Source organism: Verrucomicrobiia bacterium (assembly GCA_036405135.1).
GTDB lineage: Bacteria > Verrucomicrobiota > Verrucomicrobiia > Limisphaerales > JAEYXS01 > JAEYXS01.
In genome coordinates this window covers 136,757-155,808 of the sequence record DASWYF010000009.1, presented here as the reverse complement: position 1 = coordinate 155,808, position 19,052 = coordinate 136,757, and the positions used below count along the sequence as shown (strand labels likewise).

The following is a 19,052-nucleotide window of genomic DNA, read 5'->3' as shown; positions in this document are numbered from 1 at the left end:
CTTCCTGCTCGATCTCCCGTAAGGTCAAAGGCCGCTTGGGTTCTGGCTTCATCCGTGTTCCTTTGGTTCGTGGTTGCCCCTTTGCACCCAGGATCGGAACCGTTACCAACTCATTATGGGGGCAGTGTCAAGATGCGCCCTCTGTCACCTGATTGTAACTTTCGAGATTGGCGGGGCAGGGTATCCTTGGCACACTGATTTTTGCCACAACCTATTGGCTATGAGCGGGAAATACGGACCATCACATTTTATCAACCGGGAACTGAGCTGGCTGGAATTCAACCAACGCGTCCTTGAGGAGGCGTTGAATCCGGCCAACCCGTTGCTGGAGCGCGTCAAATTCTTCTGCATCACGAGCTCCAATCTCGATGAGTTCTTCGAGGTACGCGTTGCGGGCGTGAAACAGCAGATCGAGTCCAGCGTGGTCACCCGCAGCATCGATGGCCGCACTGCCTCTGAAACCTTCCGTGAAATCGCCAAGCGTGTGCGCAAGATGGTGGATGAACAGTATACATGCTGGCGCAAACAGTTGCTTCCTGCATTGGCCAAAGATGCCAAAATCCAGTTCGTCGAGATCAAGAAGCTCGATAAGACGGATGCGGCCTGGATTGAAGACTACTATCACAGCAAGGTCCGTCCGGTGCTGACGCCGTTAGGATTAGATCCGGCGCATCCTTTCCCGCAGTTGCTCAACAAATCGTTGAACATCATGGTGCAACTGGAGGAGACGAAAAACGGTGACCGCCGCACGCGCATGGCCATTGTGCAAGTGCCGCGCATCTTGCCGCGTCTCGTCCGTCTGCCTCGTAAAGATTCGCGCCAGGATTTTGTTTTCCTCGGCAAGCTCATCTGTCATTACCTGCGCGATCTGTTCCCAGGAAATAATGTCCTGGGTCATTGGCTCTTCCGCGTGACGCGTAATAGTGAGCTGTACATCGATGAGGAAGATTCCTCCAACTTGCTGAAAGCGGTGGAGAATGAGTTGCATAATCGTCGTAAAGGCGCGGCGGTGCGTCTGGAAGTGGAGAAGGATTGTCCGCTGGAAATCCGCCGTTTCCTGATGGATGTGGTCGATATCGAAGAGAATGATGTATATGTGATTGACGGTCCGTTGAATCCGACGCGACTGATGGCAATCTATGAAGGGGATCACTCACCCGAGTTCCGTGATGTGCCGTTCGTGGCGCCCATCTCGCCGCAGTTGAAGGGCAAGGAAGACATCTTCGAAGCCATCCGCGAGCGCGACATCCTTTTGCATCATCCGTACGAGAGCTTTGATTCCACAGTCGATTTCCTGCAGCAAGCGGCGCAAGACCCGAAGGTGCTGGCCATCAAGATGACGCTGTATCGCACGGGTGGTGATCGTCGCGTTGTCGGACCGCTCATGGATGCGGTGCGCAATGGCAAGCAGGTGACGGCGGTGGTGGAACTCAAAGCGCGCTTTGACGAGGCGAACAACATCGAGTGGTCACGCCGACTGGAAGAGGCGGGTGTGCATGTGGTGTATGGTCTCGTGGGTTACAAGATCCATTGCAAGACGTGCCTCGTGGTACGGAATGATGATGATGGCATCCGCCGTTATGTGCATCTCTCCACGGGCAACTACAATGCGAGCACATCACGTTTCTACACGGACATCGGCTTGCTGACATGCCAGCCGGATTTTGGTGAGGATGCCACGAACCTGTTCAACTTGCTGACGGGCGTGTGCCAGTTCCCGGGTATGCGGAAATTCCTCACGGCACCGTTTGAGTTGCATGACACCATCATGCGCCTCATCCAGCGTGAAGCGGAAAATGCACGCAAAGGATTGCCTGCACGGATCATCGCGAAGATGAATTCACTGGTGGACCCGGAAGTGATCGAAACGATGTATGATGCTTCGCAAGCGGGCGTCCAGATCGATCTTATCGTGCGCGGCATCTGCTGTTTGCGTCCGCAGATGAAAGGTGTGAGCGAAAATATTCGCGTGCGAAGCATCGTTGACCGTTTCTTGGAACACAGCCGCATTTTCTATTTCGAGAATGCGTGCCAGCCGGAAGTGTTCGTGGGCAGTGCTGACTGGATGCCGCGTAATTTCTTCAGCCGTATCGAAGTGGTGTTTCCGATCGAGGACGGACGCCTGCGCGGACGGATCATGGATGAGATGCTGGCCTTACCGCTCGCAGACAATGTGAAGGCGAGGCAACTTCAATCGAACGGGGTGTATGTGGTTCCGCCCTTGGCCAAGAGAGAGGCGCCACATCGTAGCCAGATGGAGTTCATCGATTTATCCAAGGGCAAAATCAACCAGTCGCGCAAACCGGTCAGGACGGCTTCGAAGTATCCGCAGGTGAAAGTGAAACCGAGTCCGCATAAGAAGAAGGCATGAGCGAGGTGGGTAGGGCCGGTGTTCTCACCGGGCTGTCGGCGAAGCCCAAACATGCCACCCGTCTGAAAGCATTGTGGCGTCAATAACCCTTGATTGCTCTTTCCGCGTTGTCATTGGCATCAGTAAACAATAGACAATTGGGTTGCTATTGGCTTCGTCATCGGCGCAGTGAGGACACTGCGCCCTACCAGTCTAGGCGAGGAGGATGCTTTCAATCTGTAACAGACGGCGTTTCCATTCCGGGCCGCCGCCGAAGCCGCCCATGCGGCCATTCGCGGCAACGACGCGATGGCAGGGGATGATCACTGGAATTGGATTCGTTCCGCAGGCCATGCCGATGGCGCGGGAAGCGGAGGGTTTGCCAAGAATGGCAGCAAGTTCACCGTAAGTGCGCGTGCGACCAAGCGGGATGGCAAGCAGTTGCTGCCAGAGGGTACGTTGAAATTCAGTGCCGGTGGAGATATCCAGCGGTGGTAATTGTTTCGGCGCTTTGCCGGAGAGCATTTCGTTCAGGGCAGTTTCCGTTTGCGCCTGCCATTTCTTCAAATCGGATTCCGTTGGTTCACCGAAGAGTTCCGGCAGCGTGTAGGATTGGTTGGGGAAATCGAGCGAAGCGAGGCCGTGAGCGGAATAGAGTGCGCAAAAATTGCCCAGAGGAGTGATGATGTGATGTGGGAACGTCATTCAATCACGACCACCTATGATGAGGTAAGCCAGCACGACCAGAACAAGTATCACTGCAAGAATCGTAATCGACATTGCCAATCAGCGGCCTAGGAATCTGGCCACCACTATCCAAAGGACAATGACCAGACAGACAGAGTAAAAGATAAAACGGTTACGGGCTACCCGAGATTCATAGCGCAACGGACGCAAGCCATGAATGCTGCCCGCAGCCAGATAATTGATCAGTTTGGGACTATGCGCCGGTGGCCCGTAGAAATGGTTTCGGATGCGCCGCCATAGGGCAAGCAGGTCATACTTTCGCACACCCAGGTCGTTGTAGTGAGCATCGGTATTCTCTGGTTCAGTAGAAGCGGCGATCTTGCGGGCATTCACTTCTTCAAAGACCGGATCATGCACGGGACGCGGCTGAGGGCGGACAGGGACCGGACCGCTCTCAGATGGCAAGGCGGTCGAGCGAACGGCCGGGCGAGGCGTTTCCTTGCGGTTGCTCAACTTCTGGATCTCCGCTTCAAGCTGGGCGATCTCGCGCGAAAGCTCCTTCGCGCGATCGGTCAACGGATCCGGTTTTTTCTTCAACCACGGCATGGTCAGTTCACTTGCGGAAGATCAAAACCAAAACACCCAACAAGACGACCAGCGCTATGGGCCAGGTAAGGGCGAAGCCCAAACGGCAGAGCTGGCCGAAGTTCTGAGTTGGGAAAAGACTGTTCGGCACCTTGCCCGGACCACCGTTGGGTGAGCTGTCTTCCGTAGATTGCAGGGCCTTGTCGAGTACGGTCCATTTCAGGCGGGCACTGTTCCATTCCATCCGGGCGTTCTCAATGGTGGTGAGGGCGCGGGTGAGTTCGATGTTCTCACTCTCGGTGGTCCACTGTTCTTCGTTCAAGGCGGAGACCTTGACTTGGGCATCACGCAATTCAGCCAGACTCTTGGCCATCTGTTCGGCTTCACGGCGCGTGGCGAATTCCGCCTCTTCCAGCAAGGCCACACCTCGCGTGAGCTGGTGGATCATCTCTTCGCGACCGGTCTGGTATTCGATCTTGCGGCGGCGAGTGTCCTCGATCTGGGCGCGTTGGCGTTCCAGTTCCTCCTGTTTACGCTTCAAGGCGGACAGTTCGTTCTGCTTGTCGGCCATTTGGGCATCGAGCTCTTCGCGTGACGCCGGACGCCCGGCGCCACCGCCCGTGGAGGCGGCCTTTTGCGACGATTGAAAGTCGGTATCTACGAAATCTGAGCCGTCAAATTCTGCAGCCATGAAAGGAACTTAGTCACGAGGTCCGCCGCTGTAAAGCAGCACGCGCAATTTGCTGGCAAGAAGTGGTGAACAGGTCTACTTTCCCTCCGTCAAAATCAACCCTTGCAGCTTTAACGCATGAAATGTGTCGCCGCCTTATGCCTTGGGGTATCCCTCCTTGCGGGAGCCTTGCCATCAACCACTTGGGCTCAAAATGACTGGCCACAATGGCGCGGTCCGAGCCGGGATGATCTTTCCAAAGAGTCCGGTTTGCTGAAGCAATGGCCGGCGGAAGGGCCGAAGAAGGTCTGGATGTATCAGGACGGCGGTTTGGGTTATGCCGGTTTTTCGGTCGCCAAAGGCAAGCTTTTCACCATGGGTGCGCGGGGTGAGACGGAGTTTTTGATCGCTTTGGATGCCAATACGGGCAAGGAGCTGTGGTCAGCTCCCGTGGGAACGCGCTACACGAACCGCTGGGGTGATGGCCCGCGTTCGACGCCTACGGTGGATGGTGACAAGGTTTATACGATGGGTGGTCGCGGTGACTTGATCTGCGCGAATCTGGCGGATGGCAAGGTGCTTTGGAAAAAGAGCATGACGGCTTTGGGCGGCAAGCTTCAGAATTGGGGCTACACGGAATCCGTGCTGGTGGATGGCGACAAGGTCGTTTGCACGCCGGGCGGACCGCAAGGTGCGATTGCTGCCTTCAAGAAGACAGATGGCACGCTACTCTGGCAGAGTGCGGATTTTACGGATGAAGCCCAGTATTCATCCATCATCCCCATCAATCATTATGGCAAGAAGCAGTATGTGCAATTGACCATGAAAAGCATCGTGGGCATCGACCCGGCCAATGGCAAGGTGCTGTGGCGGTCTGACTTCCCGGGCAAGACAGCGGTAATCCCCACGCCTATCTACAAAGACGGCTATGTGTTCGTCACGGCTGGTTACAACGTTGGCTGCAAAATGGTGCAGATCAGCAAGGACAATCAGGTGACGGATGTTTATGCCAATATGGTGATGAAGAATCATCATGGCGGCGTGATCTTGGTAGGTGACCATCTTTACGGTCATTCGGATGGACCGGGTTGGATTTGTCAGGATTTCAAAACGGGAGAACAGGTCTGGGCTAACAAGTCAGTGGGCAAAGGCGCTGTCGGTTATGCGGATGGCATGCTGTATCTGCTGGATGAAGCCAATGGCAACGTGGTGTTGATCGAGGCTTCACCAAAGGGCTGGAGTGAGAAGGGGCGGTTCAAGCTGGACCCGCAAACGACTCAGCGTAGTCCGCAAGGTAAGATCTGGGTGCATCCGGTCATCGTGAACGGCAAGCTGTATCTCCGCGATCAGGAGATCATCCTGTGCTACGATGTGAAGAAGTAAGGAAAGCAGGTTTTGCAGAGCCGGTCGGACTGAAAGGTTCGACCGGCTTTTTGTTTTTTAGAAGAAGAGAATCAAGGACGACGAGGACGAATAGGGGCACCCCTCATCCTCAATCCTTCTCCCCTCCGAGGGGAGAAGGAAGAGTGGCTTTAGGCCGCATGGGTAATTCATCAAGGTGGGTGGACTTTTATGCGGTCATCTTCAGAAATTCGGCTTCGTCGATGATCTTGACGCCGAGTTTTTGGGCTTTCTCGAGTTTGGAGCCAGCTTCTTCACCGGCGAGGACGTAATCGGTCTTCTTGCTCACGCTGCCGCTGACTTTGCCGCCGAGGGCTTCGATCTTCGCGGCGGCGACTTCGCGGGACATGGTGGGCAAGGTACCGGTGAGCACGAAGGTCTTGCCGGTGAAAGGGCCGCTGGGAGGAGCGGCCTGGTAGAGTTCGGATTTGAAATTCAGACCGGCAGTGCGCAGGCGTTCGATGAGCGCGCGGGTGCGTTCATCATTGCGCCATTGTACGATACTTTTCACGATGACTTCGCCCACGTCATCGGCTTCCACCAGTTGTTCTTCAGTGGCGTTTAGGATGTCATCCAAGCTGGCGAAGCTACGGCCAAGGGACTTTGCGCCGCCGACACCGACATGCAGGATGCCGAGGCCGAAGAGGAGTCTCCAGAGATCGCGGGATTTACTCGCTGTGACGCCATCGATGAAATTGCGCGCGGATTTCTCGCCCATGCGTTCGAGGTTGGCGACTTGCTCCACGGTAAGCTGGTAGAGGTCGGCCACGTCACGGGCGAGATTGTTCTTAACAAGCTGGTTCACGAGGACCTCGCCGCCGCCTTCTATATCCATGGCTCCGCGAGCGCACCAGTGTTCGAGACGGCCACGCACTTGGGCGGGGCAATCGAGATTCACGCAACGCCACACGACCATCTCTTCGCCGCCAATGGAATCACGAGAGACTTTGGAGCCGCATTCCGGGCATACTTTTGGAAATTCAAAGACCTGTTCCTTGCCCGTGCGTTGTTCTTGCACAACACCGACGACGGCGGGGATGACTTCACCCGCCTTTTCGATGATGACGGTATCACCCACGCGGATGTCTTTGCGGCGAAGCTCTTCTTCATTGTGCAGCGTGGCACGGCTGATGGTGCTGCCAGCGAGAAAGACGGGTTCCAACTCGGCGACAGGAGTGAGTGCGCCGGTGCGGCCAACCTGGATGGTGATGGACTTGAGTTTGGTGGCGGCTTGCTCGGCCTGATACTTGTAGGCCATGGCCCAGCGTGGGGCTTTGGACGTGTAACCGGCACGTTCGCGTTGCGCGTAGCTGTTCAGTTTGATGACGGCGCCATCAGTGTCGTAATTGAAATTGCGCCGGACCTGATCGAGTTCCGTGATGGCGGCGAGCAGTTCTTCCGTGGAGCCGCAGACCCAATAGCGTTCGGCGATCTTGAAGCCGTAGCTTTGCAGCAGCTTCAGCATGTCCACATGGGTCATGGGCATCGGTGAACCTTCCGCAGCTGTGATCGCTCCGGTGCCGTAGAGAACGATGTCGAGCGGGCGTTTGGCGACGAGTTTGGAATCGAGTTGTTTGAGGCTGCCCGCCGTGGTGTTGCGCGGATTGGCGTAAAGCTCTTCGCCAGCTGCCGCTTTTTCAGCGTTCAATTTCGCAAAGCCATCGCGAGTCATGTAAACTTCACCACGCGCTTCAAAGACGGGAGGCGGGGTGCTTTTCGCGTTCAGCTTGAGAGGGATACTGCGGATGGTTTTGAGATTGCTGGTGATGTCATCACCGGTGGTGCCGTCACCGCGAGTCGCGCCGGTTGTGAAGACGCCGTTCTCGAAACGCAGGCTTATGGCGATGCCGTCCACTTTCGGTTCCACGACCCATTCCAGCTTTTCGTTTGGCAGGAGTTTTTGCAGACGATTTACGAAATCACGGACTTCCTCCTGTGAGTAGGTGTTATCCAGGCTCAACATGGAGAGGGCGTGCTTCACCTGGGCGAAGCTGCTGGCGACGTGCCCGCCAACGCGTTGGCTGGGGGAGTCGGCGGTGGAAAGATCGGGATGAGCTTTTTCAAGGTCGAGGAGTTCGCGGTAAAGCGTGTCGTATTCGCGGTCAGATATGCTCGGTTTCGCCAGCACGTAGTAAGCGTGATCGTGTTGGCGTAATTGCTCGGCCAGTATGGTATGACGTTTCCGTGCCTCGTCCTGTGTCATTGCGGGACTAGTATTCTGAGGCCGACGGTAAAATCCACTTTTTATTGGCCGGAAAACTGCTCCCGCCCCTATATTTAGCAGAAATGAGTTTGCCGGTTCATACAGTCCGCCGGGCTACGATCAATGATCTGGCCACGCTTCGCGCCATCTGGAGCGAGGAACGCTTTGCCGTGGGTGAATTGGAACGGAGATTCACCGAGTTTCAGATCGTGGAATCGAGCGATGGCAAAATCATTGGCGCACTCGCATTGCAGATACAGGGGAATCAGGGTCATATCCACAGTGAAGCTATCGCTATGCCGGAGCATACGGAAGCTGTGCGGGCAGTATTGTGGGATCGCTTGAAGAAGGTGGCGACGAATCATGGATTGGTACGGTTATGGACTCCTGCGGTGCATACGCATTGGACGAAGGCGGACTTTCGCGCGCCAACAGAAGCAGAGCAGGGGAAGCGTGCATCACAATTCGGTCAAAGCCTGGAAGGCTGGCTGGTCTTGCAACTGAAAGAAGAAGTGGAACATGCGATCTCGCTGGAGCACGAGTTGGCGATTTTCCGGGAAGCACAGAAGGCGGAATCAGCCGCGTTTAATGAGCAGGCGAAGAAGGTGAAGGTTTTAACGCTGGTAGTGGCGTTGCTGTTCGCCGGTGTCGTGACAGTCGGTATTTTCTATTGGCTCAAGTATCTGAAAAATCCCGATGCCTATCGGATGCCACCTCAGGGCGAAGCGGGAAATAACCAACCCACGCCGATACCTACGGGTACAAATGTGGTGGTGCCATCCAATGCTCCCGTGCTGATACCGGCACCGCTGCCCGCGCCGCAGACGAATCAGTCCGTGCCGGAGGGGAAGACAGCGAATTAGGGGTTTTTCAACCGAATGGTTCAACGGTTGAGAATACCTGTGCCGAATTGTTCATGGATGTTGCTGCGGGTTGGGGACAACCCGCACTCCATTAGAGCTTCGGGGCGATAGTAAATTCGTCCGCGTGATAGGAACTGCGAACCATAGGACCACTCGCGACATGGGTGAAGCCCATGCCTTCGGCAATCACCTTGTATTCTGCGAACTTGTCCGGATGCACGTATTCAATAACGGGCAGATGCTTCAGAGTGGGTTGCAGATATTGGCCGAGCGTGAGGATGTCGCAATCTGAAGCACGCAAGTCGCGCATCGCCTGGAGCAATTCCTCTTCCGTCTCCCCAAGACCGAGCATGATGCCGGACTTGGTGTAGATGGCTCCGCCACGTTTTTCCTTCACCTTCTTCAAGACGCTGAGAGAGCGATCATATTGAGCGCGGAAGCGGACGGACGGCGTCAGGCGACGGACGGTTTCGAGATTGTGATTGTAGATATGCGGCTCGGCTCGCAGGACGTTGTCGATGGCGTCATCTTTATCCAAGAAATCGGGCACGAGGACTTCGATGATGATGCCGGGATTCGCGGCACGAACGGCTTCGATGGTCTGGCGGAAGTGTTCCGCACCACCATCGGCCAGGTCGTCACGAGCTACTGCAGTGATGACGACGTGCTTGAGGCCCATGCGCCGTGTGGCTTCAGCCACGCGGGCGGGTTCATCGGCTTCGAGGGCCAAAGGTTTGGCAGTGCTGACGGCGCAGAAACCGCAGGCGCGCGTGCAACGGTCACCGGCAATCATGAAAGTGGCGGTGCCTTTACTCCAGCATTCCCAATGGTTCGGGCACTTGGCGCTCTCGCAGACGGTGTGAAGCTTGAGGCCATCCAGCAGGTTGCGGGTTTTGGAGAAACCACTGTTGGTAGGCAGGTCGAGCCGCAACCACGCGGGAAGGCGTGGCCGGGTCAGCTTGGGCGCATTTTCAGTGACGGCACTCATTACGACAGGCAGGAAGTGAAGCATGCCTTGGGCGCGGGTGCAACTGGTGTTGCATCGGCCAGAGAATGCTGCGGATCAACCACTGCCTGTTCGATAAGCCACCGCGAGCGCAAATATCAGAGAAAATATGCCAAGAATACCTGTTGAGATGATGACGGAAAAGATGGTGACTATGCGTGTGGCCCATGTGCCGGCCTGCTTGGCGCTTTTGATATCTTGCTCGTACTCTTCGCGTGAAGGCTTTCCGTTCGCAAAGTCCTTATATTCCGGCAGATCGAACTCTTTAAAGTCATCAACATCTTCTTTCTCAATGCCCACCGGTTGGAATTTCTCGCCTTTTTCTGCGAATTTCTCGAATTGTCTGCGGTGCTGGTTTTGCAGGAAGTTTTTGATATCATCATCTGTCTTCGCGGCCACAGCTTCCTTTGCCTCGGCCAGTTTTTCGTCGTAAGTCTCGAAAATGGCCTCGGTGTCGATGCCGCCCATTCTCTTGTCCATCTCCTTGGAAGCGATGGCGTATCGGGTGCCGAAGATGGCGATCAAAGTGAATACAGCGGCGCTTACGCCGATCCAGTGGTTGTCTTCCCGAGCCATTTTGCGCCCCAGCATGCCCGACATGGCAGCGGGAAGAAGGGCCAGCCAGCCGAAATCGATGTCGCCAAAATGGAAGATCGTATACCAGATCAGCGAACCAACGACAGTGCCGATGAAAGCCCCCAGCAGACCCCGGGGAAAACTGGGCTCCGGTCCATCCTTCGGCATGTAGCCGATGCGGACGTGCGGGTTTTCAATCGCGGATTCGGAAGGCTTTTCAGTCGCCGGTTCTGATGGAGTGGCATTGCTTGCAGCCGTTGGTGCGTGGGTTGAAGGGGCCACGCCTTTTACCTTCAAGCCGCCTGAAGAAGCGGGTGCTGCAGTGCTCGCGGGAGCGGTTGCCGGTGTTGGTGCTGAGTGTTCCTCCGGTGCACGACGTTTCACCGTGAGGCCACTGGCTGGAAGGGCCGGGGGTGGCGGAGGTGCCGGCGCGATTGTAGCCGGAGGTGGTGGTGGCGGTACGTTTACGATGGAAGATCGGGCTGGGACGGGCGTGGTCGGTTGGTCTTCCACAGGCAAAGCGATTGCTGGCGGTCTGGTCGGTGGCGCAGGAAGAGCGGATGCGGGAATGGCTGGAATAGCCGGTAAAGCGATGGCGGCAGGAAGTGCTTCTTCCTTATCATCGAGAGGCAGCGGTATGGCGGCCAGAACAGGAGCCTGGGCAGGTGCTGTATTTGCAGTTATGACGGGAACTTGCGCAGACTTGGGGGCGACCATCGCGAGAAGGGCATCTGCCTTGGCGGTGCCATCCATTCCGCATTTCGGGCAATTCACCCCCACCGGCATCAAGCCGTTCACGGGGGTAACATCGAAGCCGTAACGGCACCCGCACGCGCAAGCTACTTTGATGTACATTAGCCGGTTAGTTCAGCGTTTATCCGGATAAGATGAAATAACGCACCCTCCTTAGGGGACAATCATCGTGTTCGTTCAGAACATATCCCCTGTTTGCCGAATAGGAAACAGGACGACAAGCGCAAAACGCTCCTGTCGCCTTTATTTGTCGCCGTCTCCGGCCATTCAGCCCTGATGGGCTTTGGCGAGGCGGTCCCAGAATTTCTCAAGCTGGCCGACATCGAAATCGGCGAGGACTTCGCCGTCCACTTCGATGCAAGGAGCCTTGGTCTGGCCGGTGAGGTCGAGCATCTCGTCGTAGGCCTTGCGGTTGCTGGTCACGTCGAGTTCCTCGTATTGGATTTGGCGTTCATCGAGCCAGTCGATGGCTTCGTGACACCAGCCGCAGAAGGGTTTGATGAAGAGACGGACTTTGGTGGGCTTCCACATAGGAGGAGGGTGGGTTGAAGGTCAGATGATCTCGGTGATGATGGTGTCCTCATGCTCATAGGGCGGGGCGCAGCAGCAGAGGAGGTGCAAAGTGGTCTCGCCAGTGTTCCATATCTTGTGCTTCAAGCCGGGTGGGATGGCGATAGCATCACCAGGTTTTACTTCGCGTAATTCGTTCTCGATGCGCATCCGTCCGTGGCCTGAAGTGATGTAATAGATTTCTTCCGTTTTCTGATGGTAATGCTCCTGCGTGCTGCCATTCACGGGCAGGCGCGCTTCGGCGAGGCTCTGCAAACGGATCGCGCTATTGCGATGCGCGAGCAGTTCACGGATCTCCGAGCCGTCTTTGGTGGTAAAGGCGGGCACGTCGTTAAGGTTCTTCACATCCATAACGTGGAGAAACGTAGCCTTGGTTTGCTTTTCTGCCAGATGAAAAATAAAAAGGACGTCCGGTGAGGGGACGTCCTTTCTGGGAGAATTCTTTGGTGCTGCTTACTTCTTCGCTGCCGGAGTGGCGGCGGCGGTCTTGGTCGGGGCGGAGGCTTCAGCCGTCTTCTTTTCCGGGGTGGCGATGCGCAGGCTGCCACGGGCACCGAAGTTATGCGTGATGGGTTCGCCATCTTTCTCGATGATCATCGAGACATAGAGATTGCGATGCATGCCCACGGGGCTTTGCGCGTCCACCTTGATGGGGAACACGGCCTCGCTCATGTCTTTGGTGATCTCGATGTCTTGGGTGGTGACCTTGTTCGGCAAGCCCATGAGCTTGAGCTTGGCCTTGCCTTCGAAGGGCAGTTTTTGTTCGAGCTTGCAGATGACCTTGGAATCCTGGCCTTGCTCGGCGGTGGCGAGATCGAACTTCAAACCCACGAACGGCATGCCGATCTCGAGCTTGGCCATCTGTGAAGAGGTCCAGAGCGGCGCACCTTTCACGGTGGCGGAAGCGAGCACCGGGAAGCGCCAGACTTTCGTTTCTGCACCACCATTGGCGTTGATGGTGTAGGTGGTTTCCTTCTGACCCTTGGCGATCGTGGCGCTGGAATCCGCGCCCATGCCAGGCGGACGGAAGGGCATGTAAATGGTGATGGGTTCATCGAAGCCTTCCTTGCGGGTGGCCACGATCTTCAATTGCATGCTGCCTTCGCGGACGAGCGGGACCTTGGGTTCCACGATGTCGATCTTGAAGGGAGCTTCTTCGGCGACGGACACCACGAGTTTGTCGGCGTAGGTGGAGTAATAGATGGTGTTGTTCGGGCGACCGAGAACGAGGTTCAGCTTTTGATCGAGTCCACCGGGGATGGTGCGCTCGGTCTGTTTGCCGTCCTTGTCTTTCTCGATGAGGCGACCTTGCAAGTCCACGAACGTGGAACCTACAGCGGCATCAGGTGCGGCTTCAAACACGACGGGGACGCTGGTGAGGTTGCCGGGGATATTATCCACATCCACCTTCACACCAGCGGGGAGGCCCTTGGGGTCGAACTGAACTTCGCCGCCGAAGTTGTTCCGCTTGATGCTCATCATGGTCATGAAGCGGCCACCTTTCGGGACGACCATGGATTGGCGGCCTTGCGAATCATCACGATTCACTTCAGGGATGCTGAATGTGAGCGTTTGCGCGACTGGGGCGATCTCGGCACGGTAGATGTAATTGGGGCCACCGCGGCCCAAGTGATCGGTCACGCGGACGAAGAACTCGCCATCAGCGGGAGCGGTGAACCGCAGGTAGCTGTCGGCGCTGCCGGAATCGTCATTGCCTGCGAGGCTCTTGCCGTCCTTGTCGTAGACGTTCAGCACGGTATCCAGCGGAGAGCGGATGCTTTGGGCGTAAACATTGATCTCCCAAGCCTGACCTTTCTTCGCGGTGAAGCGGAACCAATCTTCATCACCGTTTTTCTCAATGATGCCGTTCAAAGCGAGCGGTGCTTCTTGAGCGCTACCGGAGGCTTTGGTGCGGTCATTGTTCGGTTCGGCTTCGAGGACGTTCGGAAAATCGGAGACGCGCAGCCAGTTTGGAGAAGGGGCAGACAGACCGCCATTATTTGCCAAGACGGGGAACTTCGGATCCTTTGCCCCGGGCAGAGCGATTTCCTGGGCGAATTCTCCGGAAGCATCACCGATAAATTTAACAGAAAGTTTTTCACCGGCCTCGCCGCCAGCAGGATAAACGGCGAGGGGACGCGGGAAATTGCCGATGTGCAGGCGATACATGGCATCGCGATTGCGTTCATAGGGAGCTTCCTCGATGGTGATGTAATAAGTGCCATCTTCCGGCGCGATGACGGTCAAAGCCGGATCTTGCAACAGCAGGGCCGTGTCATCGGCAGCAGCGAGCTTGCTGCCATCGGCTTTGGTCACAGTGACGAGCGGGTCGAAGAGATCACGACCAAGACGGATGCCTTCCACTTCTACGCCGATGCGCTGGCCTTTTTTGGCTTCGAGCGCGAAGACATCGGTATCTTCACGGCTGACGGTGCCGTTGATCGTCACATTCGCGGTGATTTTTTGGGCCGTCTCTTTGCTGTCATTGGCCGGTTTATCCACCTCTTGCACTTGGGTGAAGGGGCTGACATAGAAGGTGCGAAGCTCGGAGACGCCGGTGGCCGTGCGCAGGCGCAGTTGATGTTCGCCGGGCAGGACATTCGGAGCGACCTTCACCATGGCTTTCACGGAATTAGCATTGGTGGCAGTGACCTTGGTGATTTCAAAGCCTTGGGAGTAGAAGAGTACCTGCTGGAAATCGTCCAGGCGTTGGCCCCTGAACTCCACTTCCAGTTCTGTGCCGCGTTGTCCACCGGCAGGGAAGGTGCCGTTCAAGACCGGGGATACGGCCATGAGCGATCCAGCACCGGCAAGGGTGCTCAGCGAGATTGCCAACGACTTCTTCATAATTCAGTGTCTGCCAGACTGCTTACGTTGTGCTGCCAAGGGCTATGGTCCTATTTTTCCAGCCCCTACCTCCGGCTGGCAAGCGATTTCCTCTTTTTTGCCAGCTTCTTTTATTGACGCTGGCGAAGTGCATATTCTTCAAACTAAGTGAAAAATATGTACGCGTTCGTATCCTGTTGCCATTTAGGAAGATGAATGATTGGAGGTGGGGGTGTCTGCCTTGGCATGGGGTGAGCTTATACACAGGGGAAAACCTGCTGGTACGTCCGTCCTGAGTCCATTAGGTTGCATTCCGGCCAATCACTGGTGCGAGATATATGCAAAATGCGACGGTGGAAGGAGAGGGCCAGCGCAACTTGAAAGATGTACTGGCTTATGAAAACACCAACGAAATTACTGACGCTGGGTGCGGGCATCCTGACATTGATCTGCACCGCATGTTCAAGCAACCGGGAATATGAGGTGCGCAACGCACCGCCGAACCATTTCTACTGCGTGAACTGTGACGAATATCACACATTCCAGCACAGCCACTACCGCTTCTACCACAATAATCGTGATTATGAGGCATATCCCCAAGCCAAGCCGACCCGGGCTCATGTATATATCCAGCCGGGACGTTCCACGCCGCTGGGAGTCCCCGAGGCCCCGATGGCGCAACCTGCATCGCGGGTGGATTGATAGCGGGATGCCTGATTTAAGTACGGTTTTTAGCAACGGCTTACTCGTTCTGAGAAGGCCGTTTCTTTTTTTATGTATGACCTTGGCTTGCATTGCGTAAGGGAGGCTATGTATCGGGGCCTGCAATCTGTGCAAAGTGAAAGGTGCTAACATTGTTTCGGGCAAGGTAAGCAAGGGGAGGCAGGTTGAGCCGGGTTGCGCTATCTGTTTGAAATCAAGGTGGATATGGATGTTCTGCGGGTCCATTAGCAGGGGGTGGCACGGCATGAGCTTGTTAAGAAGAGAAAGAAGAAAGAACAGGCTTTATGACAAAACCAGCCAAAATTCTCAGTATGTTGCTGATGGGAGCGGCGATGATCTCTGCGGGTTGTGCGGCTCATCCACATGGGGAAGTAAGGGTTTCAACGAGGGATCAATTTTATTGCCATCATTGCTCCCATTATCACCCGTATTCCCACTCGCATTATCGCGTCTATCATAACACGCGATACAACTCGCCGCGGCATCATCACTATAATCAGGAACATCGCCGGACGATCGTGGTAGATCCGCCGGGACCGTTGCCGCCGCCACCCCGTCCGCCGCGTCCACTCAATCCATTCGATTGAGCTGCCGATAAATCGGTCAGCATTTTCCCTGGCAATTGCTAGCCGGGAAAGGATTACAAACAGCTTCCGCAGATCAGCCTGCGGAGGCTGGATTTTTTAAAACCGAGGGCAACAACAGCTATGGATTCTGGCGAGCTTTCACCCAGGCGGTGACGGCTTCGACCATGGGTGCGGTGTGTGCTCCCGCGAAGACGTGGTTGGAACCTTTAAGTTGGAGGAGGCTCACGGGTTGGTTGGCTTGAGCAAAGATGTCGAGGGAGTCTTGAGGAAAGACGACATCGTCTTCAGTGCCGTGGACAAGGAGCCAGGGGACTTTGATGTGCCGGGCGTTCTCCACTAGCGTATCCAGGGTGCGGAGGTCATCCATGTATTCTTGGGAGAGGGGGCAGGCTTCGTCGTCCCACATGTTACCTTTGCCGGGTGACACCATGCCGAATTCGCGTTCTGCGAATTGCTTGGTGTGGACCATGCCTGCAAGGGAGACGAGGAACTGGATGCGGTCATCAGTACTGGTGCGGAGAACGCCGACGGCGCCGCCCATGCTGTGGCCGATGTAGCCCACATTCCAACCCTTCAAGGCATCGAGCACGGAGCCGAGATCGGCGACTTCCTTGGAGATGTGGGAGTCGGTGAACTTGCCTTCGGATGCGCCATTGCCGGAGAAAGATATCCGGAGGGCGTTTAGGCCCGCTTTCTCCAGACCTTGGGCGAGGGCGACGACAAAGGGCCGGTCTTTATTGCCGGTGACACCGTGGCCGAGGACGACGATGTTCTTGGAGCCGGGTGCGCCCGCATGGAGGGTATAATCGATGCGTTCGCCTTGTTTATTGCGGATTTCGCCGAGCATAGTCATTTCAGGATGGCCGCAAAAAGGCACCAAAGTCGCAAAGGATGACTCAGCGCAAGGAGTGCCTGGCGGCAGTTAAAATTGAGCTGACGAAGTTTGTAACTGAGCGGAGGCGGTGGGCGCAAATAGCAAATGCGGAAGTGCATCCAGGCAGGCGGCAACTTTTTGACTTGGCGCCGGCTTTCCAGTATCTCCAAGGCCGTGACTCCACTGGCAGAACTGTCCAAGAACACGCGTCTTTGCGCGGCAGGATTATTTTTGCTCACAGTGATGCTCTTCTACCCGGCCTCCGGCTTCCAGTTCCTGACCTATGATGATTCAGCCTATGTCGTTCACAACAAGTATGTGAAACAGGGGCTTAACGAAGTGACGGTCCGCTGGGCATTCACCGGCCCGCATCACTCGATGTGGCATCCTCTGACATCGCTGAGTCATCTGCTCGATGTTGAGATGTTCGGTCTTAGTCCGCAGGCACATCATACGGTGAATATCTTGATCCATGGAGTGAATGCAGTGGTGCTGTATCTGTGGCTGCTGGTGGTGTTCCGGCTGCCGTTGCGGGCCTTGATCGTGGCGGCGATCTTTGCGTGGCATCCGCTGCGGGTGGAATCGGTGGCGTGGGTGGCGGAACGGAAGGATGTGTTATGCACTTTGTGCTGGTTGCTGACGTTGCATGCCTACACGCGTTATGTGCGCAAGCCGGGAAAGGCTTCGTATTTGCTGACTTTAGGGTCATTCGCACTGGCGGTGATGGCGAAGCCGATGAGTGTGACCCTGCCTGCAGTTTTGCTTTTGCTGGATGGCTGGCCGTTCAAAAGGTTGGGAGCGGGGTTCTCAGCAGAGGGTAACGCGTTGCCGATCGATCGGAAGCTGATCTTCCAGAGGATAGTGGAAAAAATCCCGTTCTTCTGCCTTAGCCTGTTTCTTGCCGTGATCACGGTGAAAGCTCAACAAGAGGGTGAAGTGCTGAAGATGATGACGGACACGACGCTGGCAGATCGTGTCGGCAACGCGCTGGTATCATATGTCCGCTACCTCGGATTGCTGCTGTGGCCGGTGAATCTGGCGGTGCTTTATCCGCATCCGGGCCGGTGGCCGGTGGGGGTGGAAGTCGCTGCGCTGGCGGTATTGGGTGGAGTCTCTTATCTATGCTGGCGGTTCCGCAGGTCGCAGCCGTGGTGGTTGGTGGCGTGGATTTGGTTCCTGATCACGTTGCTGCCGGTAAGCGGTTTGATCCAGGCAGGAGGCGCGGCGCTGGCGAACCGTTACTCCTATATCAGTACCATCGGATTGATTTGTGCGGCAGTGTGGACGCTGGCCGAATGGGCGGCTAAGCAGCCTGAGACGCGGCGTAAACCGGCCGGGGTGACGGTGTTCGCGGTCCTCATGAGCTGTGTAGTGCTGACGCTGGCGGCATTGCCTTTTTGGCGGGATACAGAAACGCTTTTCCGCGAGGCGTTGCGGGTGGCCAAAGCGAATTCAGTCGCTTATATGGTTCTGGGCGAGGCATTGCTCGACAAAGGGAAACCGGAAGCGGCGATGGTGGAGGTGTCCCACGGGATCATGCAATTCCCTGAAGATGGCCGTTTGCATCTGCTGGTGGGGAGGATCCTGCTTGAATTGAACCGGCCAGACCAGGCGCTGGAAGCACTGAGCAATGCGGCCAAATTCAACGCGAAACTGGACGAGGTGGATTTCCACATGGCCAGATCGTTGCGGCGTATGGGCCGGGCGGAGGAGGCAAGGGCATTGCTGGTGCGGTATCTGGAAAAGCAGCCGGATAATTCCAGTGCGTGGAACAATTTGGGAGGCATCCAGGCGGAGCAGAGGGATATAGCGGGTGCTGAAAAAAGTTTTCGCAATGCGCTGGCCACTGATGCCGCCTTGGTGGAAGCGCGAAAGAATCTGGTCCGGCTGCTGGCGGTTGGCGGACGCAGCCAGGAGGCATTGAAAGAATTGCAGGCCGGACTGAAATTTGCGCCAGACAATGCGGATCTCTGGTTCCAAAACGGGTTGTTGCAGGAGGAGGCCGGTGATCTGGCGAGGGCGCGAGGCAGTTTTGAAATGGCGGCAAAGTTGAAGCCGAACTGGTCGCTCCCCAAGGAATCATTGATATGGCTGCTGATACAACAGCCGCAAATAAGCACGAAAGATGCCCGGTTGAGCGTGATGTTGCTCAGCGAGTTGCTGAATCATTATGGGGCAGAGGTGCCATTGCGCGTGGCTGAACTGCAGGCTTGTACAGCGGCGGCAAATGGACGCTTTGATGAAGCTGTGGAGATGGCTGGCAAGGTGCGTGGTGCATTCCAAAAAAATGGCGATCAGCAGGGAGTGGCGCGTGTAGAGTCACAAATCACGGCTTTCCGTGCCAAGCAACGTTGGCTGCCAGGGAAGTGAGAAAATCC

18 protein-coding genes are annotated in these 19,052 nt (G+C 56.1%); 8 read left to right on the top strand and 10 right to left on the bottom strand.

Translation table 11 applies throughout. The annotated features are described in order from the left end of the window. Positions 1-220 precede the first annotated feature (220 nt). Complete coding sequence (gene ppk1 / locus VGH19_03990; GenBank protein ID HEY1170510.1) at positions 221-2,371, top strand: polyphosphate kinase 1; 2,151 nt, start codon at positions 221-223, stop codon at positions 2,369-2,371. Positions 2,372-2,563: 192 nt separating this feature from the next. Here the strand turns inward: ppk1 and VGH19_03985 are convergent, their stop codons facing one another. The 3 genes from VGH19_03985 to VGH19_03975 all read right to left on the bottom strand — a co-directional run bounded on the left by VGH19_03985 (position 2,564) and on the right by VGH19_03975 (position 4,313). Beyond that, on the bottom strand, positions 2,564-3,055 hold the full coding sequence (locus tag VGH19_03985) for a methylated-DNA--[protein]-cysteine S-methyltransferase (protein HEY1170509.1): 492 nt from the start codon (positions 3,053-3,055) through the stop codon (positions 2,564-2,566). A gap of 81 nt (positions 3,056-3,136) precedes the next feature. After that, positions 3,137-3,643, bottom strand: a complete 507-nt coding sequence (locus VGH19_03980) for a hypothetical protein (GenBank protein ID HEY1170508.1) — start codon at positions 3,641-3,643, stop codon at positions 3,137-3,139. 7 nt (positions 3,644-3,650) lie between these two features. Continuing rightward, positions 3,651-4,313: a hypothetical protein gene (locus VGH19_03975; GenBank protein ID HEY1170507.1), complete on the bottom strand. Its 663-nt coding sequence runs from the start codon at positions 4,311-4,313 to the stop codon at positions 3,651-3,653. A 117-nt stretch (positions 4,314-4,430) separates the two neighbouring features. Between VGH19_03975 and VGH19_03970 the strand changes: the two genes are divergently transcribed. After that, a complete protein-coding gene (locus VGH19_03970; GenBank protein ID HEY1170506.1) occupies positions 4,431-5,675 on the top strand; it encodes a PQQ-binding-like beta-propeller repeat protein in 1,245 nt (414 codons plus the stop codon). Positions 5,676-5,862: 187 nt separating this feature from the next. On the opposite strand, the gene ligA is transcribed toward VGH19_03970, so the two are convergent. After that, on the bottom strand, positions 5,863-7,896 hold the full coding sequence (gene ligA, locus VGH19_03965; protein HEY1170505.1) for an NAD-dependent DNA ligase LigA: 2,034 nt from the start codon (positions 7,894-7,896) through the stop codon (positions 5,863-5,865). Between the two features lie 83 nt (positions 7,897-7,979). Between ligA and VGH19_03960 the strand changes: the two genes are divergently transcribed. Then, the gene (locus VGH19_03960) at positions 7,980-8,759 is read left to right on the top strand and encodes a hypothetical protein (protein HEY1170504.1); all 780 of its coding nucleotides are present in this window, start codon (positions 7,980-7,982) and stop codon (positions 8,757-8,759) included. A 91-nt stretch (positions 8,760-8,850) separates the two neighbouring features. Here the strand turns inward: VGH19_03960 and lipA are convergent, their stop codons facing one another. Both lipA and VGH19_03950 read right to left on the bottom strand, forming a co-directional pair. Further along, complete coding sequence (gene lipA / locus VGH19_03955; protein HEY1170503.1) at positions 8,851-9,747, bottom strand: lipoyl synthase; 897 nt, start codon at positions 9,745-9,747, stop codon at positions 8,851-8,853. 75 nt (positions 9,748-9,822) lie between these two features. After that, entirely contained in the window at positions 9,823-10,725 is a 903-nt protein-coding gene (locus VGH19_03950; protein HEY1170502.1) for a hypothetical protein, read from the bottom strand. Between the two features lie 68 nt (positions 10,726-10,793). Here VGH19_03950 and VGH19_03945 point away from each other — a divergent pair, with 68 nt between their 5' ends. Further along, positions 10,794-10,922 (top strand): hypothetical protein, encoded by a 129-nt coding sequence (locus VGH19_03945; GenBank protein HEY1170501.1) that lies wholly within the window; start codon positions 10,794-10,796, stop codon positions 10,920-10,922. Positions 10,923-11,023: 101 nt separating this feature from the next. Then, positions 11,024-11,161, top strand: a complete 138-nt coding sequence (locus tag VGH19_03940) for a hypothetical protein (protein HEY1170500.1) — start codon at positions 11,024-11,026, stop codon at positions 11,159-11,161. Between the two features lie 200 nt (positions 11,162-11,361). Here VGH19_03940 and VGH19_03935 read toward each other — a convergent pair whose 3' ends face one another. The 3 genes from VGH19_03935 to VGH19_03925 form a co-directional block, all read right to left on the bottom strand. Then, positions 11,362-11,625 (bottom strand): glutaredoxin family protein, encoded by a 264-nt coding sequence (locus VGH19_03935; protein ID HEY1170499.1) that lies wholly within the window; start codon positions 11,623-11,625, stop codon positions 11,362-11,364. 21 nt (positions 11,626-11,646) lie between these two features. Then, on the bottom strand, positions 11,647-12,015 hold the full coding sequence (locus VGH19_03930; protein ID HEY1170498.1) for a cupin domain-containing protein: 369 nt from the start codon (positions 12,013-12,015) through the stop codon (positions 11,647-11,649). Positions 12,016-12,117: 102 nt separating this feature from the next. After that, a complete protein-coding gene (locus tag VGH19_03925; protein ID HEY1170497.1) occupies positions 12,118-14,511 on the bottom strand; it encodes a PPC domain-containing protein in 2,394 nt (797 codons plus the stop codon). A gap of 375 nt (positions 14,512-14,886) precedes the next feature. Here VGH19_03925 and VGH19_03920 point away from each other — a divergent pair, with 375 nt between their 5' ends. Continuing rightward, a complete protein-coding gene (locus tag VGH19_03920) occupies positions 14,887-15,192 on the top strand; it encodes a hypothetical protein (GenBank protein ID HEY1170496.1) in 306 nt (101 codons plus the stop codon). 305 nt (positions 15,193-15,497) lie between these two features. Continuing rightward, positions 15,498-15,800 carry a hypothetical protein gene (locus VGH19_03915; protein ID HEY1170495.1) on the top strand — a complete coding sequence of 101 codons (303 nt, stop codon included), beginning with the start codon at positions 15,498-15,500 and terminating at the stop codon, positions 15,798-15,800. A gap of 118 nt (positions 15,801-15,918) precedes the next feature. On the opposite strand, the gene VGH19_03910 is transcribed toward VGH19_03915, so the two are convergent. Beyond that, on the bottom strand, positions 15,919-16,647 hold the full coding sequence (locus VGH19_03910) for an alpha/beta fold hydrolase (GenBank protein ID HEY1170494.1): 729 nt from the start codon (positions 16,645-16,647) through the stop codon (positions 15,919-15,921). A 132-nt stretch (positions 16,648-16,779) separates the two neighbouring features. On the opposite strand from VGH19_03910, the gene VGH19_03905 reads away from it, so the two are divergent. Continuing rightward, positions 16,780-19,044, top strand: coding sequence for a tetratricopeptide repeat protein (locus tag VGH19_03905; GenBank protein ID HEY1170493.1), 2,265 nt, complete (start codon positions 16,780-16,782; stop codon positions 19,042-19,044). The last annotated feature ends 8 nt before the right edge of the window (positions 19,045-19,052 follow it).

Excerpts from the sequence above, each read along its gene's own strand:
- lipA (HEY1170503.1), bottom strand. The coding sequence starts at position 9,747 with ATGAGTGCCGTCACTGAAAATGCGCCCAAGCTGACCCGGCCACGCCTT.
- VGH19_03935 (HEY1170499.1), bottom strand. The coding sequence starts at position 11,625 with ATGTGGAAGCCCACCAAAGTCCGTCTCTTCATCAAACCCTTCTGCGGC.
- VGH19_03960 (HEY1170504.1), top strand. The coding sequence starts at position 7,980 with ATGAGTTTGCCGGTTCATACAGTCCGCCGGGCTACGATCAATGATCTG.
- VGH19_03970 (HEY1170506.1), top strand. The coding sequence starts at position 4,431 with ATGAAATGTGTCGCCGCCTTATGCCTTGGGGTATCCCTCCTTGCGGGA.
- VGH19_03940 (HEY1170500.1), top strand. The coding sequence starts at position 11,024 with ATGACGGGAACTTGCGCAGACTTGGGGGCGACCATCGCGAGAAGGGCA.
- VGH19_03915 (HEY1170495.1), top strand. The coding sequence starts at position 15,498 with ATGACAAAACCAGCCAAAATTCTCAGTATGTTGCTGATGGGAGCGGCG.
- VGH19_03925 (HEY1170497.1), bottom strand. The coding sequence starts at position 14,511 with ATGAAGAAGTCGTTGGCAATCTCGCTGAGCACCCTTGCCGGTGCTGGA.
- VGH19_03930 (HEY1170498.1), bottom strand. The coding sequence starts at position 12,015 with ATGGATGTGAAGAACCTTAACGACGTGCCCGCCTTTACCACCAAAGAC.
- VGH19_03985 (HEY1170509.1), bottom strand. The coding sequence starts at position 3,055 with ATGACGTTCCCACATCACATCATCACTCCTCTGGGCAATTTTTGCGCA.
- VGH19_03975 (HEY1170507.1), bottom strand. The coding sequence starts at position 4,313 with ATGGCTGCAGAATTTGACGGCTCAGATTTCGTAGATACCGACTTTCAA.
- ligA (HEY1170505.1), bottom strand. The coding sequence starts at position 7,896 with ATGACACAGGACGAGGCACGGAAACGTCATACCATACTGGCCGAGCAA.
- VGH19_03980 (HEY1170508.1), bottom strand. The coding sequence starts at position 3,643 with ATGCCGTGGTTGAAGAAAAAACCGGATCCGTTGACCGATCGCGCGAAG.
- VGH19_03905 (HEY1170493.1), top strand. The coding sequence starts at position 16,780 with ATGCGGAAGTGCATCCAGGCAGGCGGCAACTTTTTGACTTGGCGCCGG.
- VGH19_03910 (HEY1170494.1), bottom strand. The coding sequence starts at position 16,647 with ATGCTCGGCGAAATCCGCAATAAACAAGGCGAACGCATCGATTATACC.
- ppk1 (HEY1170510.1), top strand. The coding sequence starts at position 221 with ATGAGCGGGAAATACGGACCATCACATTTTATCAACCGGGAACTGAGC.
- VGH19_03920 (HEY1170496.1), top strand. The coding sequence starts at position 14,887 with ATGAAAACACCAACGAAATTACTGACGCTGGGTGCGGGCATCCTGACA.